The following is a 14887-nucleotide window of genomic DNA, read 5'->3' as shown; positions in this document are numbered from 1 at the left end:
CGCTCAGCCGGCGCGCTGGGCGGCCGGCTTGCGCGGAGCCCGCGCGGGAGCGGCGGCGGCAATGGCGCAGGGGTTGCCCGCGCTGGAGGCGATGACCTCCGTCGAGGCCGCGGCGGCGCGAAGGGCCGCCCCGGGCGCGCCCATGCCGCCGGCGGCGACGGCGCCGGGCGCGTTGCCCTTGCCGTTCAGGTCCAGCACGCGCACCGGCGTGCCGTCCTTCTGGATGCGCTGCTGGCCCGCGGTGACGACGAGGTCGCCAGGCTGCAGGCCCGACACGATCTCCACCTTGCCGGGCTGGCGGATGCCGACCTGCACCTCGACCCGCTGCGCGATGCGCGTGTCCTGGTCGGGGCCGTCGACGAGCTTGTAGACGTACTGGCGGCCGCCCTGCGGCACGATCGCTTCTTCGGGGATCACGCGAGCGTCCTCGCGCACGCTGAACACCGGCGTGATGCGCGCGAACATGCCGGGGCGCAGCATCAGCTGGCGGTTGTCGATGCAGCCACGCACGCCCACCGAGCGGCCGTTGGCGTCCACCAGCGGGTCGATGGCCTGCACCACGGCGTTGAAGCGCTTGCCGGGCAAGGCATCGACTTCGACCAGCGCGGTCTGGCCGGGGCGCACGCGCGTCTGGTAGCGCTCGGGCAGCCGGAAGTCGACGTAGACGGCGTCCAGGTCCTCGATGTTGACGATGTCGGCGCCGTCCTTGAGGTAGTCGCCGATGTTGATGCCGCGGATGCCGGCGATGCCGTCGAAGGGCGCCACGATCTTCAGGCGCGCCATCGTGGCCTGCGCCAGCGCCAGCTTGGCCTCGGCCACCTGCAGGTTGGCCGCGCTCTCGTCCACGGCGCGCTGCGCGATGAACTTCTGCTCCACCAGTTCCTGGTTGCGCTTGTGGTTGGCACGCGCGATGGAGAGTTCGGCTTCGGCCTGCTTCACCTGCGCGGCGGGCAGCTGGTCGTCCAGCTGCACCAGCAGCTGGCCGCGGCGCACGCGGTCGGCGTCGCGGAAGTTGATCCTCGTGACCCGGCCGCTCACCTCGGGGCGCAGCATCACGCTCTGGCGCGACTTCAGGCTGCCCACGGCCTGCGCATCGTCGGTCAGGCGCACCAGTTCGACCTTCGCCACTTCCACCGCCGGCGCACGCGCGGGGCCGCTGGCGGAGCCGGCGCTGCTGCGCGCCGCGCCGGGAGCGGCCGCAGCCGTCTCCCCCGCATCGCTGCGCGACGCGGGCCTGTGTTGCATCCACCAGGCGGCGCCGGATGCGGCGACTATGCCGACGACGGCAATGGCGGTGTAGAGAGCCTTGGCTGCCATGGAAACAGGTCCGTCTTGTCTCGTTTGTTCAAGCTGGCGCGCGCCTGGGCGCGAGGCCAATCGCCCAATGTAACAGGTGGTTGCTCCGGCGGCATCCGCGATGGCCGCAGGAACCCGGCCGCAGGGCCCCGCGCCGTGGTTTTTTACCCGCGCTTTACATTTAGCATGCCAACACCGGCGGCGGCCTCACTTGCCCGCCAGGGCCTGGGTCACGCCCAGGTTCGCCAGCGCATCGGCCCGCTCGTTGCCGGGGTCGCCATTGTGGCCGCGCACCCAGCGCCAGTCGACTTCGTGCCCGCCACCCTGGAGCAGAGCGTCCAGCCGCTGCCAGAGTTCCTGGTTCTTCACGGGCTGCTTGCTGGCGGTCTTCCAGCCCTTGGCCTTCCAGCCCGGCATCCACTCGGTGATGCCCTTCAGCACGTACTGGCTGTCCAGGTAGAGCGTGACGTTGCAGGGCCGCTTGAGCGCCTCCAGCGCCTGGATCACGGCCATCAGCTCCATGCGGTTGTTGGTGGTGCTGCGCTCGCCGCCGTACAGCTCCTTGACGGTCGGGCCGGAGCGCAGCAGCACGCCCCAGCCGCCGGGGCCGGGATTGCCCTTGCAGGCCCCGTCGGTGTAGATCTCGATTGCGTTCATTCGGTGGGTGTGAGGTCGCGGTGCCGCCGGTGGCTGCGGTTCGCGATGGGGACCGGCGCGGAGGCCAGCCCCTTGGTCTTCTTCCAGTTGGCGCCGATCAGGCGGGCGCCGCGCACCCGCTTGACCGCCACGATGAAATACGCGGCGCCGAAGATCGGCCAGGAACGCGCGCCGACCGTGTCCATCCAGCTGAAGCGGTCCAGCCACTGGTCGCTGGCGAGCGCGGGGCGGTAGCAGCCGAAGCTGCTGCTCTCCACTTCGAAGCCGAGGAGCCGCAGCCAGTCGCGCAAGCGCCGGTAGCCGATGAACTCGCCCGCGTCGGGCAGGAAGAGTTCACCGAAGCCGAGGCGGCGGTACAGGTGCGCGCGGCGCTGGCGCAGGCCCCAGAGGCTGGCCGGGTTCAGGCAGCAGACCACCACCTTGCCTTCGGGCACCAGCACGCGCTCCACCTCGCGCAGCGTCGTGTGCGGATCCAGGTTCAGTTCCAGCGAGTGCGGCAGCACCACCAGGTCGATGCTGTTCTCCTCGAACGGGAGCGCGGCGAAGTCGGTCAGCAGGGCGGGCCGCTGCGGGCCCTGCGCCTCGTGCGGCGAGCCGAGCGCCAGCCACTTGTGCGGCATGCGGTTCGCCGCCAGCGCATCGAGTTCGGGCACCCCGAGCTGCAGCGCGTGGTAGCCGAAGATGTCGGCGACCGCGCGGTCGAACTCCGCCCGTTCCCAGGCCAGGAGGTACCGGCCGGGCGGGGTCTCGAACCACTGCTGCATTCCTATAATCTGCTCGCTCATGAACTTGATCCCGCTGCCCGCCTTCCAGGACAACTACCTGTGGCTGCTGCACGACGGACAGCGGGCCCTGGTCGTCGACCCCGGTGACGCGGCGCCGGTGCGGGAATATCTCACGCGCAACGGGCTGCAACTCGCAGCGATTCTAGTCACCCACCACCACCCCGATCACATCGGCGGCGTCGCCGAACTGCACGCAGCCACCGGCGCCCCGGTCTGGGGCCCGGCGCGCGAACGCATTCCCGAGCCCTTCACGAAGCTGGCCGAAGGCGACGCGGTGGAGGTCCTGGGCCTGCGTTTCACGGTGATCGACGTTCCGGGCCACACCGCCGGCCACATCGCGTACTACACGCCGGACCTGGACGGCCGTCCCCTGCTCTTTTGCGGCGACACGTTGTTTTCCGGCGGCTGCGGCCGCCTGTTCGAGGGCACGCCGGCGCAGATGCTGGACTCCCTGGACAAGCTGGCGGCGCTGCCGGACACGACCCGTGTCTGCTGTACACACGAATACACCCTCGGAAACCTGAAATTTGCCACGGTGGTGGAGCCCGGAAACACGCAGCTGATCCATTACCGGCAACAATGCGAGTCGCAGCGCGCCCACGGCGAGCCGACCCTGCCCTCCTCGATCGCGACGGAGAAGGCGATCAACCCCTTCCTGCGCACGCGCGTGCCGGAAGTGGCGCAGGCGGCGAAGGACCATGGCGGCGCGGACGTGAAGGACACCGTTTCGGTGTTCGCGACCTTGCGCCAATGGAAGAACGAATTCAGATGAAGCAGTACCACCTCCTCGTCCTGGTCACCGCGCTGGCCCTGGCCGGTTGCGCTACGACGCAGGGCCCCGAGGCCGTGCCCGCCGCCGGCGCGGAAGCCGGCAAGCCCGCCGTCCAGGCGCAGGCGCCGCTGCCCGCCGTCATCCCCACCGGGCCGCTCAGCGACATCCAGCCGACCGACCTGTCCGCCTCGCGCGGCGTCGCCGGCCTGGAGGCGCCGCCGGACCTGTGGAACCGCATCCGCCGCGGCTTCGCCATGCCCGACCTCGCGGGCGACCTCGTGCGCCAGAACGAGCAGTGGTACGCCACGCGCCCGGACTACATCCAGCGCATGACCGACCGCTCGCGCAAGTACCTGTTCCACGTCGTCGAGGAACTCGAGCGCCGCAACATGCCGACCGAGCTGGCGCTGCTGCCCTTCATCGAGTCCGCCTTCAACCCGCAGGCCACCTCCACCGCGCGCGCCGCCGGCATGTGGCAGTTCATGCCCGCCACCGGCAAGGACTACGACCTGAAGCAGAACGTGTTCCGCGACGACCGCCGCAACGTGCTGGCGTCGACCAAGGCGGCGCTCGACTACCTGCAGCGCCTGTACGGCATGTTCGGCGACTGGCACCTCGCGCTGGCCGCGTACAACTGGGGCGAAGGCAACGTCACGCGCGCCATCCAGCGCAACCAGCGCGCCGGCCTGGGCACGGGCTACCTCGACCTGAACATGCCCAACGAGACGCGCAACTACGTGCCCAAGCTGCAGGCGGTGAAGAACATCGTCGCCACGCCCGAGAGCTTCCGCGCCGACCTGCCGCTGATCGAGAACCATCCTTACTTCCAGAGCGTCACGCTGGAGCGCGACATGGACGTGTCGCTGGCGGCGCGCCTGGCCGACGTCGAGATCGAGGACTTCAAGGCGCTCAACCCGCAGTTGAACCGGCCGGTGATCCTGGCCGCGGGCACGCCGCAGATCCTGCTGCCGTGGGACAACGCCACCGTCTTCAAGCGCAACTTCGCCGAGTACAGCGAAGGCAAGTACGCGAGCTGGACGGCCTGGGCCGCGCCCGCGACCATGAGCGTGGGCGAGGCCGCGCGCCGCGTGGGCATGCCGGAAAACGACCTGCGCAACGTCAACGCCATTCCGCCGCGCATGCTGATCAAGGCCGGCTCGGTGCTGATCGTGCCGCGCAAGAGCGCCAAGGAGGCCGACGTGGCCGGCCACGTGGCCGACAACGCGCAGCTGAGCCTGGCGCCCGAAGTGACGCTGCGCCGCACCGTGGTGAAGGCGGGCCGCAAGGACAGCATCGCCGCGATCGCGCGCCGCTACAAGGTGACGCCGGCGCAGGTGGCCGACTGGAACAACATCGGCGCGACCAGCGCGCTGAAGGCCGGCCAGCAGATCGTGCTGCACCTGCCGGTGCGCGCCGCCGCGAAGGCGCCGGTCAAGGCCAGCGCCCACGGTGCCGCCCCGCACAAGGCACCCGCGAAAGCCGCCGGGCACAAGCCCGCGATCCAGAAGCAGAAGCGCCGCTGAGCTTCGTTGCGTGAAGCTGGCCCCGCTCCCGTGAAGGCGCGGCGTCCAGTTGTAACCACCATCAGTTGAAGCAGGACAACTCCCACGGATGCTCCCGCCGTGGCCCGACGCGGCACCCGGCCGGGCTGGGCCAAAGTGGCTCCATTGCATCCGGAAGGAGTTATCCATGCGAAACAAGATCTCCCTGGCCGTCCTCACGGCTTCCCTCCTGGGTCTCGGCGCCGCCGCCCATGCCCAGTACACCGCCATCGTGTCGGTCGCACCGCCGGCGCCGCGCGTCGAAGTCGCGCCGGCCCCGCGCCACGGCTATGTCTGGGCGCCCGGCCACTACGAGTGGCGCGGCGGCCAGTACGCCTGGGTCGACGGCCATTGGCTGAGCGCCCGCAGCGGCTACGAGTACCGTGAACCGCGCTGGGTCCAGCGTGGCAACGGCGAGTGGATGATGGTGGGCGGCAATTGGGAACGCGGTCCCAACGGCGACCGCGACCATGACGGCATCCCGAACCGCTACGACGCCGACAACCGCCGCTTCGGCCCCAACGGCGACCTAGACCGCGACGGCATCCCGAATGCCCGCGACCGCGACCGCGACGGTGACGGCGTGCGCAACCGCGACGACCGCTTCCCGGACGACCGCCGCCGCAGCTAAGAGAGCGAGCGACATGAACAAGGGGCCCTCGGGCCCCTTTTCTACGCCTTGAATTTCTCCTTCGCCCGCCGCGCGAAATCGTTCGTGTACGTGCGTCCCAGGGAGATGCGGTCCGCCACCACCGCCGGCTCGAAGCTCGCCAGCGCCTTCAGCGCGGTCTTCGCGCCCTCTTCCGGCAGCATGCCGTCGAGTGCGATCGCCTCGCGCACCTTGTTGAACGAGGCGAGGTACAGCGCGCGATCCCCCAGCAGGTAGCCCTCGGGCACCGTCTTGATGATGTCGCTGGGCCCCGCCGTCTGCAGCCACTTCAGGCTGTGCACCACCGCGTTGGCCAGCGCCTGGCAGGTATTGGGATGACGGTCGACGAATTCCACCGGCGCGTACAGGCAGCACGCCGGCATCGGGCCGCCGAACACCTCCTGCGTGCCTTTGAGCGTGCGCGTGTCGCTGATGATCTTGACCTCGCCCTTCTGCTCCAGCATGGTCATCACCGGTTCGGTGTTGCTCATCGCGTCGACCTGGCCCGCGCGCAGCGCCGTGATGGCGCTGGTCGACATGCCCACGCCGACGAAGCTGACGTCGGCCGGCTTCAGGCCGCCGCGCGCCAGCACCAGGTTGGCGACCATGTTGGTCGACGAGCCCGGCGTCGACACGCCGATGCGCTTGCCGCGCAGGTCGGCGATCGTGCGGTAGCCGGGGATGGCGCGCGGGGAGACGCCCATCGCGATCTGCGGCGCGCGTCCCAGCAACACGAAGCTGCGGTAATGCTGGTTGCGCGCCTGCAGGTTGATGGTGTGCTCGTAGGCGCCGCTCACGATGTCGGCGCTGCCGCCCATCACGGCCTGCTGCGCGCGGGCGCCGCCGGCGAAGTCGGCCAGTTCGACATCGACGCCCTCGGCCTTGAAGTAGCCGAGCTGGTCGGCCACCGTCAGCGGCAGCGAATAGAACGAAGCCTTGCCGGCGACCGCGATCACGACGCGCGGCTTCTCCACCTTGCCCTGCGCACGCAGCGCCGGGGCTGCCACCACGGCCGCGGCCAGCAGGCCAAAGCGCCGTCGGTCCAGCAAAGGCGGGGGCATCGCGGTGGTCCTCTCTTCTTTTCTTGTCGGAATGAATAGAGGTTAGACGCAGCTTCGCTGCACTGCATCAGGACCATCCCCTGCGGGTAATCACTTAACTCTGAAAAATCGCCATGCGATTTTTCAGAGTTGCCCGATCAGTGTCGAGAGGACCGGCAAAGCCGGATCCTCTCGACAGGAGGGACCGCGCTGCATGTTATTCCGCGCGGTCCTCGCATTTTCCCGGGTGTGCTCTCCGCGCAGCGGCACTTGGACCGGACGGAGCATCAGTGCTCCCTTTAGTGCCAGCCGCTTAAGAAAATTGCCAGGTTCACGAGGAAGGCAAGCCCCCAGATGGCGGAGCGCGTCGTCGGCAGGCCGGCCACGTACATCACGATGTAGATGATGCGCAGTGTGATGAAGACGACCGCCAGGATGTCCAGACGCGTCTGCGGCGCGCCGAGTTGGTGGGCGATGATGATCGCGCCGATGAAGAAGGGCAGCGCCTCGAAGCTGTTGGCCTGCGCGGCGTTGGCACGCGCCTTCCAGCCTTCCTGGCGCGCGAGCCAGCCGCGCGGGTCGGCGTTGTCGTAACCGCCTTCGCGCCGCGGCTTGCCCATGCCGCCGCGCTTGGCGAGGATCGCGCAGGCGTACGGGAGCAGCACCGCGAGCAGCACGCACCAGTACGCCACGGTGAAGCGCATGTAGTTCATTATTTTGTCCTCCTGTCCACCAGCGCATGCGCGATGGTCCCCAGATCCACGTATTCCAGTTCACTTCCGGCCGGCACCCCCCGTGCCAGCCGCGTGACCCGCAGTCCGCGCTGCTTGAGCGCCTCGGCGATCACGTGCGCCGTCGCTTCACCCTCCGCGGTGAAGTTGGTCGCCAGGATCACCTCCTGCACCTCGCCGTTGGTCGCGCGCGTGAAGAGCTTCTGCAGCCCGATGTCCTTCGGCCCGATCCCGTCCAGCGGGCTCAGCTTGCCTCCCAGCACGAAGTAGAGGCCCGAGAAGGCCTGCGTGCGCTCCACCGCGGCCTGGTCGGCCGGCGTCTCCACCACGCACAGCTTGCTGCGGTCGCGCTGCGGGCTGCGGCAGGTGGCGCAGACCTCGTCCTCGGTGAAGGTGTTGCACTCGCTGCAGTGCCGGATGTGCGACGCGGCCTGCTCCAGCGCCCGCGACAGCACGTGCGCGCCCTCGCGGTCGTGCTGCAGCAGGTGGAAGGCCATGCGCGACGCCGACTTCACGCCGACGCCGGGCAGGCGGCGCAATGCCTCGATCAGCGCCTGGAGGCTGGGTTCGGCCAACTCAGAAAGGCAGCTTCATGCCGGGCGGCAGGCCCGCGGTCAGCTTGCCCATCTTCTCGTTGCTGGTTTCCTCGGCCTTGCGCACCGCGGCGTTGAAGGCGGCGGCCACCAGGTCTTCCAGCATGTCCTTGTCCTCGCCCAGCAGGCTGGGGTCGATCGTGACGCGCTTGACGTCGTGCTTGCAGGTCATGACCACCTTCACCAGGCCGGCGCCGGCTTCGCCGCTGACCTCGATCAGCGCGAGCTCTTCCTGCGCCTTCTTCAGGTTGTCCTGCATCTGCTGGGCCTGCTTCATCAGGCCGGCCAGCTGTCCTTTGTTGAACATGGGTTCCTACTCTCTGGTTTTCGCTACGGGTTTGATGCTGCCAGGCACGATTTTCGCGCCAAAGTCACGCTGCATCTGCTGCACGAACGGGTCGTTCAGGATGATCTGCTCGGCGGCCTGCTGGCGCAGCCAGGCGGCATGGGCGTTGCGGCGCGCCGGGCTGTCGCTCACGGCGCCCACTTCCACCGAAATCTCGACGGCATGGCCGGCGGCCTGCAGCGCATTCTTCAGGCGCTCGCGGCTGGCCGGCTGGTTGAGGGACTCGCGCTCCACGCGCAGCATCCAGTGGCCTTCGTCGCGGCCCACCAGCTGCGCCTGCAGGGCCAGCTCGCGCACCAGCGCGGTGATGGCTTCGCGGTCGACGAGCTGCTGCACCGTCGCCTGCCAGAAGTCGCCTTCGGGCGTGGGCGTGACGGCGGGCACGCCCGTGGCGGTGTCGCGCAGCGGTTCGGGTTGCAAGCGCACCGGCACGCCGACGACGTCGTTGCCCTGGCCCGCGGGGGCGGCGGCGCGCGGCGCGGGTTGGCGCGGTTCGACGACCGGGAGGACGCGGCCGGGGGGAGCGGTGGGGCGCGGGGGCGCCGCGGGGGCATCGCCGCGGTTCGCCTGCGGGCTCACCGACGGCCTGCCGTCCGGATTTTCCGTAGGCCGTGGTGACGCAGGAACCGCGGCTTGCGGCGCCGGCCTAGTCAGCAGAGTTTTTTTTTCCTGCGAAGCCGAAGGCTTGAACGCCAGCAGCCGCAGCAGCACCATCGTCAACGCCGCATATTCGTCCGGCGCCAGCCCCAGTTCGGTGCGGCCATGCAGGCAGATCGAATAGAGCAACTGCGTTTCATCGGCCGGCAGCATCTGCGCGAGCCGCGCGATCGTGGCCGCTTCCTCGTCACCGCCCTCGGAAGCCGAAGGCACGGCCTGCAGCACCGCCATGCGCTGCAGCACCATGCTCATCTCCTCCAGCGCCGCGGCGGCAGAAAGCCCGTGCAGGCGCAGCGCCTCGGACGTTTCGACGACGGTCTTGCCGTCTCCCGCGGCCAGCGCCTCGATCAGCCGGAACACGTGGCTGCGGTCTACGCTTCCCAGCATCTGCCGCACCGCCGCTTCCTGCAGCTGGCCGGCGCCGAAAGCGATGGCCTGGTCGGTCAGCGACAGCGCGTCGCGCATCGAGCCACGCGCGGCTCGCGACAGCAGGCGCAGCGCGCCCGGCTCCGCTTCCACCTTCTCGTCGGCCAGCACGTGCGCGAGGTGCTCCTGCACCGTCTCCGGCGCCATCGGCCGCAGGTTGAACTGCAGGCAGCGTGACAGCACCGTCACCGGCACCTTCTGGGGATCGGTGGTGGCCAGCACGAATTTCAGGTACTCGGGCGGCTCCTCCAGCGTCTTCAGCATCGCGTTGAAGGCGTGGCCGGTGAGCATGTGCACTTCGTCGATCATGAAGACCTTGAAGCGCCCCTGCACCGGCTTGTAGACGGCCTGTTCCAGCAGCTGCTGCACCTCGTCGACGCCGCGGTTGGAGGCGGCGTCGAGTTCGGTGTAGTCGACGAAGCGGCCCGAATCGATGTCGGTGCAGGCCTGGCAGACGCCGCAGGGCGCGGCGGTGATGCCGCCGTTGCCGTCGGCGCCCTGGCAGTTCAGCGACTTGGCCAGGATGCGCGACACGGTGGTCTTGCCGACGCCGCGCGTCCCCGTGAAGAGGTAGGCATGGTGCAGCCTCTGCTGCTCCAGCGCGTTCGACAGTGCCTGCACCACGTGCTCCTGTCCGACCATCTCGCTGAAGGTCCGGGGCCGGTATTTGCGGGCAAGCACTATGTACGACATCGACGCCGATTCTAAGTGCGCGGCCCGTGCGGGTTTCCGCCCTCCCTCTTCGCCTACAATGCACCCTGACGGGCCTCCCCGCATGGTGAAGCGGCCAACCGGGTCAGGTGGGGAACCAAGCAGCCCTAACTGTGGAGCCAGTGCCGGGGGTAAGGCTCGTCAACTTTCCGCGCCATCCGGCTTTTCGCCGGCAACTTGCGCGGGATCAACCCTCCCTTTCGTCCCATTCGCCTTTCGGGCGCGATGGCGCTATCCTGCAGTTGTCCGTTGCGTGCCCGGTGGCATGCCGGGTTCCGGCTGACAGGATCCGGGTGGAAGCTCCCACAAACTCCTGCCGACCGCCCACCTAAAGTGACTCGCATCACTGGGAGGTGAACATCATGGAGAAGCTGGTCGCTGTCAAAGAGGTGCGTTCGATGGGCCGTTGCGCCGCGATCGCGTTGGGTGTCCTGGCCGTCTGCCCGCTGGGCTGGGCGCAGGAAGTCGCAGTCGCGTCGTCCATGCAGGACCGCGCGATGGCCGTGGAGATGCGCTCCGAACAAGGGGTGCGGCTCGAGGTCAACAGCAGCACCCTGCCGCGCCTGGACGCGCAGGACGGCGGCTTCCAGGCCCCGCGCGTGGACCTGGCCCTGTCGCCGCAGAACCGCGGCCTCGGCGTCGTCATGGGCATGGGCAACATGGGCCTGCGCAACGCCACCCAGCCGAACAGCTTTGCCGGCCAGCCGAGCCTGGACCTCGGCCTGCGCTGGAGGCAGACGGTGTACAGCAACCAGGTGGACGTGACGGCCTGGCGCCGCATGAGCACCGACCAGGACGCCTACAGCCTGATCCAGCAGCGCACGCCCATGTACGGCGCGCGCGTGGAAATGCGGCTCGACAACGGCAAGTCCCCGCTCCTGAACATGACCGGCGGTTTCCTCGGCTTCCAGCTGGAAAGCGGCGCCAAGATCTCGGTCAAGCGCAAGGACGGCCGGCCGATGGTGTACTACCGCACCAGCTTCTGACCGTAGGGCCGGCGCGACGCGCCGGACTTTCGGCCCAGGGAAGGTCCCGCGCAGCCGCCCGGCTGCGCGACAATCGGGCCCGATGACCGCAGATACCCCATCGCAGCCAGCGGCCCTTGTCGTCGAGGACGACGAACACATCGGCCATCTCCTGAAATTCATGCTCGACCGTGCCGGCTACGCGGTCACGCTCTGCCCCGACGGCCGCGCGGCCCAGGCGCACATCCAGTCGCAGCCGGCGCCCGCCGTGGCCTTGTTCGACGTGATGCTCCCCTTCATGGACGGTTTCCAGCTCGTCGGCCTGGTGCGCAAGCAGCCGGGCTGGGAAAAAGTGCCGGTCATCATGCTCACCGCGAAGGCGCAGGAGCGCGACATCGTCCGCGCGCTCGATGCCGGCGCCAACGACTACATCGTCAAGCCTTTCCAGCCGGAAGAACTGCTGGCGCGCCTGCGCCGCTTCGTCCGGCCGCAGGCATGAGGCCGGCCGCCGCGCTGCTGCTGGCGCTTCCGGTCCTGGCCGCGGCCCAGGACAGCGGGCCGGTCAGCCACGTCGGCGTGCTCACCGAAGCCAGCCACCTGAGCAACGGCACCCCCGACTGGACCAGCGTGACCCTGCAGGTGGGCCGCCAATGGGACAAGCGCACCGGCGTCAACGCCGAACTGACCGAAACGCGCCGCTTCGGCGAGCGCGACACCGAAATGGCGGTCGAGGGCTTTGCACCGCTCTCCCCCACCCTCACGCTCTCGGGCCGCCTGGCGGCCAGCCCCACGCACCGGGTGCTGGCGCGCGACAGCGCCGGCGCCAACCTGCAATGGGAATTCCGCAAGGCCTGGCTGCTGCACACCGGCCTGCGCCACACGCGCTATCCGTCGGTGGACATCACCGAGGGCAGCGTGATGGTGGAACACTATTTCGGCGACTTCGGCGCGCTGGCCGGCGTGCGCTCGGTGCGCGGCTTCGGCACCACCGAGTACGTGGGCGAGCTGCGCGCCGCCTGGTACTACTCGGACACTTCGTCCGTGAGCCTGATCGCCAGCGACGGCAACGAGGCCTCGCAGGCCGGCCCCGGCAGCGTGGTGCTGACGCACGTGAGCGCGCTGGCGCTGGTGGGCAAGCACACGCTGGGGGCCGGGCCCTGGCTGCTGCGCTACGGGCTGCACTACGTGCGCCAGGGCAGCCTCTACAACCGCAGCGGCGCCACGCTCGGTGTCCAGCGCGATTTCTGACCCCTACCTGCGCGTTGCGCTTGCCGTCGGCCTCGTGGCCGTCGCGCTGACGCTCGCGCTCACGCTGACCATCATCGTCCTGCGGCTGCGCCTGCGTTCGCGCGAGCGGCGCTGGCAGCGCTTCGTCGCCACCTGGCGCCCGGCCTTGCTGGCGCGCATCATCGATCCCGCACCGGCGAACGACCTGCCACCCTTGCAGCGGCGCGAGCACGTGCTGTTCCTGCGCCTGTGGGCCTACCTGCAGGAGTCGGTGCGCGGCGACGCCCGCCAGCAATTGAACGAAACGGCGCGCGCCTTGGGCCTGGACGCCACGGCGCGGCGCCTGCTGCGTCGCGGTGCCCGCGCCGAGAAGCTGCAGGCCACGCTGGCCGCAGGCTACCTGCGCGATGTCGAAGCCTGGGACGCCCTGGTGGACCTGGCGCGCAGCAGCGACCCGCTGCTGGCCGTCAATGCGGCCCGCGCGCTGGTGCAGATCAACCCGCTGCGCGCCGCCAACGGCCTGATGCCCTTGCTGGTCGTGCGCACCGACTGGGACCTGAGCCGCATCGCCGGCTTCCTGGCCGATGCGCGCCAGGCCTTCTGGCTGCTGATGGCCAAGTCGATCCCGTTGCTGCGTCCGCACGAGCTCCCGCGCACCCTGCTGCTGGCGGAAGCGCTGCGGCTGCAGCTCCCGGACGCCACGCTGGCCCGCCTGCTGCAGCCCGGCCAGCCGACGGAGGTCGTGCAGGCCGCGCTGCGCCTGACCGAGAGCCTCGCGCTGGCCGATGAAGTGCGCCGCTGCCTGGGCCATGCCGAAGCCGGCGTGCGCGAACAGGCCGCCGTGCAGATGGCGCAACTGGCGCGGCGCGAGGACGTGCCGGCGCTGGCCGCGCTGCTGGGCGACCCGCAATGGGGCGTGCGGATGGCCGCGGCGCGTGCGCTGGGCCGCCTGCCTTTCCTGGGCAGCGGCGAGCTGCAAGCCCTGGGCGCGGACCATCCCGCGGCGGCGGCGCAGCTGCGCCAGGTGCTGGCAGAACGGGGGCTGGGATGACGCAGCGGCTCGTGATCGACCTGGTCACCTGGTTCATCCTGCTGTACTTCGCGCTGCTCAATGGCGGCTACCTGCTGCTGAACCTGCTGTCGCTGCTGAGCCTGCACCGGGGATTGCAGGAGCGCGTGCTGGAGGAACTGCCGCAGGTCTTCACCGGACTGGAGCCGCCGATCAGCATCCTGGTGCCGGCCTTCAACGAGGAAGCCTCGATCGCGGCATCGGTCGGCTCGATGCTGCAGCTGGCCTATCCCGAGTTCGAGGTGATCGTGATCAACGACGGCTCGAAGGACACCACGCTGGAAGTGCTGCAGCGCGAGTTCCAGCTCGAGCTGTTCCCGCAGGCCGTCCACGAGCGGCTGGCAACCAAGCCGCTGCGCGGCATCTGGCGCTCGCGCACGCATGCCAACCTGCGCGTGATCGACAAGGAGAATGGCGGCAAGGCCGATTCGCTCAATGCGGGCATCAACCTCGCGCGCCATCCCCTCTTCTGCGGCGTCGACGCGGACTCGATCCTGGCGCGCGACAGCCTGCACCGCGTGGTGAAGCCTTTCCTGCGCGACCCGCGCGTGGTGGCCAGCGGCGGCACGGTGCGCGTGGCCAACGGCTGCGCGATCGAGGGCGGCTTCCTCACGCGCGTGGGCCTGCCTTCCAACATCTGGGCGCTGTTCCAGGTGGTGGAGTACCTGCGCGCCTTCCTGTTCGGCCGCCTCGGCTGGTCGCAGGTGAACGCGATGCTGATCATCTCGGGCGCCTTCGGCCTGTTCAAGACGGAAGTCGTGGTGGCGGCCGGCGGCTACCGGCCCAAGACCATCGGCGAGGACATGGAGCTGGTGGTGCGCATGCATCGCATGCTGCGCGCGCAAGGCGTCGACTACCGCATCGAGTTCGTGCCCGACCCGGTGTGCTGGACGGAAGCGCCGGAGGACTTCCAGACGCTGCGCAACCAGCGCATCCGCTGGCAGCGCGGCCTGTCGGAAAGCCTGGCGCCGCATTGGGGGCTGATCTTCAGCCGCCGCGGCGGCCCGCCCGGCTGGCTCGCCTTTCCCTTCATGGTGGCTTTCGAGTGGTTGGGGCCGGTGGTCGAACTCGGGGGCTACCTCTTCATGGCCTTTGCCTATGCGTTCGGGCTGGTGTCGTGGGATGCGTTCGCGATCTTCCTGTTCCTGGCGATCGGGCTGGGCATCCTTCTTTCTGCTTCCGGCCTGCTGCTGGAGGAACTCGCCTTCCACATCTACCCCAAGCCCTCGCAGCTGGGACTGCTGGCGCTGGTGGTGGTGGCCGAGAACTTCGGCTACCGGCAGTTGAACAGCTGGTGGCGGCTGGTGGGGCTGTACCGCTGGGCCACCAATCGCCAGTCGCAATGGGGAGCGATGAAGCGCAAGGGCTTGTAGGGAGAGGCGGGGTTGCCACCCCGACCTACCGGGGAGCCGCGGTTCGTAC

16 protein-coding genes and 1 other RNA gene are annotated in these 14887 nt (G+C 69.4%); 9 read left to right on the top strand and 8 right to left on the bottom strand.

Annotation, left to right across the window (positions count from 1 at the left end; all coding sequences use genetic code 11):
• Positions 1-3 precede the first annotated feature (3 nt).
• The 3 genes from LZ009_RS10795 to LZ009_RS10785 all read right to left on the bottom strand — a co-directional run bounded on the left by LZ009_RS10795 (position 4) and on the right by LZ009_RS10785 (position 2738).
• Complete coding sequence (locus tag LZ009_RS10795) at positions 4-1317, bottom strand: efflux RND transporter periplasmic adaptor subunit (protein ID WP_275697935.1); 1314 nt, start codon at positions 1315-1317, stop codon at positions 4-6.
• 186 nt (positions 1318-1503) lie between these two features.
• Positions 1504-1953, bottom strand: a complete 450-nt coding sequence (rnhA, locus tag LZ009_RS10790) for a ribonuclease HI (protein WP_275697934.1) — start codon at positions 1951-1953, stop codon at positions 1504-1506.
• Entirely contained in the window at positions 1950-2738 is a 789-nt protein-coding gene (locus tag LZ009_RS10785) for a class I SAM-dependent methyltransferase (RefSeq protein ID WP_275697933.1), read from the bottom strand. The genes rnhA and LZ009_RS10785 overlap by 4 nt, the downstream gene beginning before the upstream one ends.
• Between LZ009_RS10785 and gloB the strand changes: the two genes are divergently transcribed.
• The 3 genes from gloB to LZ009_RS10770 all read left to right on the top strand — a co-directional run bounded on the left by gloB (position 2737) and on the right by LZ009_RS10770 (position 5682).
• Positions 2737-3510 carry a hydroxyacylglutathione hydrolase gene (gloB, locus tag LZ009_RS10780; protein ID WP_275697932.1) on the top strand — a complete coding sequence of 258 codons (774 nt, stop codon included), beginning with the start codon at positions 2737-2739 and terminating at the stop codon, positions 3508-3510. The genes LZ009_RS10785 and gloB overlap by 2 nt on opposite strands.
• Complete coding sequence (locus tag LZ009_RS10775) at positions 3507-5033, top strand: transglycosylase SLT domain-containing protein (protein ID WP_275698464.1); 1527 nt, start codon at positions 3507-3509, stop codon at positions 5031-5033. The genes gloB and LZ009_RS10775 overlap by 4 nt, the downstream gene beginning before the upstream one ends.
• Positions 5034-5199: 166 nt before the next feature.
• A complete protein-coding gene (locus tag LZ009_RS10770; protein WP_275697931.1) occupies positions 5200-5682 on the top strand; it encodes a YXWGXW repeat-containing protein in 483 nt (160 codons plus the stop codon).
• A gap of 41 nt (positions 5683-5723) precedes the next feature.
• Here LZ009_RS10770 and LZ009_RS10765 read toward each other — a convergent pair whose 3' ends face one another.
• The 5 genes from LZ009_RS10765 to dnaX form a co-directional block, all read right to left on the bottom strand.
• Complete coding sequence (locus LZ009_RS10765; RefSeq protein WP_275697930.1) at positions 5724-6761, bottom strand: ABC transporter substrate-binding protein; 1038 nt, start codon at positions 6759-6761, stop codon at positions 5724-5726.
• Positions 6762-7039: 278 nt separating this feature from the next.
• Positions 7040-7453, bottom strand: a complete 414-nt coding sequence (locus LZ009_RS10760) for an MAPEG family protein (protein ID WP_275697929.1) — start codon at positions 7451-7453, stop codon at positions 7040-7042.
• Entirely contained in the window at positions 7453-8046 is a 594-nt protein-coding gene (gene recR, locus LZ009_RS10755) for a recombination mediator RecR (protein ID WP_275697928.1), read from the bottom strand. Before recR ends, LZ009_RS10760 begins: the two co-directional genes overlap by 1 nt.
• Position 8047: 1 nt before the next feature.
• On the bottom strand, positions 8048-8371 hold the full coding sequence (locus LZ009_RS10750) for a YbaB/EbfC family nucleoid-associated protein (RefSeq protein WP_275697927.1): 324 nt from the start codon (positions 8369-8371) through the stop codon (positions 8048-8050).
• A 6-nt stretch (positions 8372-8377) separates the two neighbouring features.
• Positions 8378-10186, bottom strand: a complete 1809-nt coding sequence (gene dnaX / locus LZ009_RS10745) for a DNA polymerase III subunit gamma/tau (protein ID WP_275697926.1) — start codon at positions 10184-10186, stop codon at positions 8378-8380.
• A gap of 67 nt (positions 10187-10253) precedes the next feature.
• Between dnaX and ffs the strand changes: the two genes are divergently transcribed.
• From ffs to LZ009_RS10715, 6 genes are all read left to right on the top strand, one after another.
• Positions 10254-10350, top strand: an RNA gene (ffs, locus tag LZ009_RS10740) — signal recognition particle sRNA small type.
• 216 nt (positions 10351-10566) lie between these two features.
• The gene (locus tag LZ009_RS10735; protein WP_275697925.1) at positions 10567-11190 is read left to right on the top strand and encodes a hypothetical protein; all 624 of its coding nucleotides are present in this window, start codon (positions 10567-10569) and stop codon (positions 11188-11190) included.
• A gap of 82 nt (positions 11191-11272) precedes the next feature.
• Positions 11273-11668: a response regulator transcription factor gene (locus LZ009_RS10730; RefSeq protein ID WP_275697924.1), complete on the top strand. Its 396-nt coding sequence runs from the start codon at positions 11273-11275 to the stop codon at positions 11666-11668.
• The gene (locus LZ009_RS10725; protein ID WP_275697923.1) at positions 11665-12417 is read left to right on the top strand and encodes a YaiO family outer membrane beta-barrel protein; all 753 of its coding nucleotides are present in this window, start codon (positions 11665-11667) and stop codon (positions 12415-12417) included. Before LZ009_RS10730 ends, LZ009_RS10725 begins: the two co-directional genes overlap by 4 nt.
• Positions 12398-13447, top strand: a complete 1050-nt coding sequence (locus LZ009_RS24295; RefSeq protein ID WP_275697922.1) for a HEAT repeat domain-containing protein — start codon at positions 12398-12400, stop codon at positions 13445-13447. Before LZ009_RS10725 ends, LZ009_RS24295 begins: the two co-directional genes overlap by 20 nt.
• Positions 13444-14838, top strand: coding sequence for a glycosyltransferase family 2 protein (locus tag LZ009_RS10715; protein WP_275697921.1), 1395 nt, complete (start codon positions 13444-13446; stop codon positions 14836-14838). The genes LZ009_RS24295 and LZ009_RS10715 overlap by 4 nt, the downstream gene beginning before the upstream one ends.
• The last annotated feature ends 49 nt before the right edge of the window (positions 14839-14887 follow it).

The organism is Ramlibacter paludis (genome assembly GCF_022012305.1).
Classification (GTDB): domain Bacteria; phylum Pseudomonadota; class Gammaproteobacteria; order Burkholderiales; family Burkholderiaceae_C; genus Ramlibacter; species Ramlibacter paludis.
Note: the sequence above shows the minus strand (reverse complement) of the source record. Positions and strands in the feature narration are given on the sequence as shown.

Coding starts and splice junctions, on each gene's coding strand:
- LZ009_RS10795 (WP_275697935.1), bottom strand. CDS start 1,317: ATGGCAGCCAAGGCTCTCTACACCGCCATTGCCGTCGTCGGCATAGTC.
- dnaX (WP_275697926.1), bottom strand. CDS start 10,186: ATGTCGTACATAGTGCTTGCCCGCAAATACCGGCCCCGGACCTTCAGC.
- LZ009_RS10775 (WP_275698464.1), top strand. CDS start 3,507: ATGAAGCAGTACCACCTCCTCGTCCTGGTCACCGCGCTGGCCCTGGCC.
- LZ009_RS10730 (WP_275697924.1), top strand. CDS start 11,273: ATGACCGCAGATACCCCATCGCAGCCAGCGGCCCTTGTCGTCGAGGAC.
- LZ009_RS10785 (WP_275697933.1), bottom strand. CDS start 2,738: ATGAGCGAGCAGATTATAGGAATGCAGCAGTGGTTCGAGACCCCGCCC.
- LZ009_RS10760 (WP_275697929.1), bottom strand. CDS start 7,453: ATGAACTACATGCGCTTCACCGTGGCGTACTGGTGCGTGCTGCTCGCG.
- LZ009_RS10725 (WP_275697923.1), top strand. CDS start 11,665: ATGAGGCCGGCCGCCGCGCTGCTGCTGGCGCTTCCGGTCCTGGCCGCG.
- gloB (WP_275697932.1), top strand. CDS start 2,737: ATGAACTTGATCCCGCTGCCCGCCTTCCAGGACAACTACCTGTGGCTG.
- LZ009_RS10765 (WP_275697930.1), bottom strand. CDS start 6,761: ATGCCCCCGCCTTTGCTGGACCGACGGCGCTTTGGCCTGCTGGCCGCG.
- LZ009_RS10715 (WP_275697921.1), top strand. CDS start 13,444: ATGACGCAGCGGCTCGTGATCGACCTGGTCACCTGGTTCATCCTGCTG.
- rnhA (WP_275697934.1), bottom strand. CDS start 1,953: ATGAACGCAATCGAGATCTACACCGACGGGGCCTGCAAGGGCAATCCC.
- LZ009_RS10750 (WP_275697927.1), bottom strand. CDS start 8,371: ATGTTCAACAAAGGACAGCTGGCCGGCCTGATGAAGCAGGCCCAGCAG.
- LZ009_RS10735 (WP_275697925.1), top strand. CDS start 10,567: ATGGAGAAGCTGGTCGCTGTCAAAGAGGTGCGTTCGATGGGCCGTTGC.
- LZ009_RS10770 (WP_275697931.1), top strand. CDS start 5,200: ATGCGAAACAAGATCTCCCTGGCCGTCCTCACGGCTTCCCTCCTGGGT.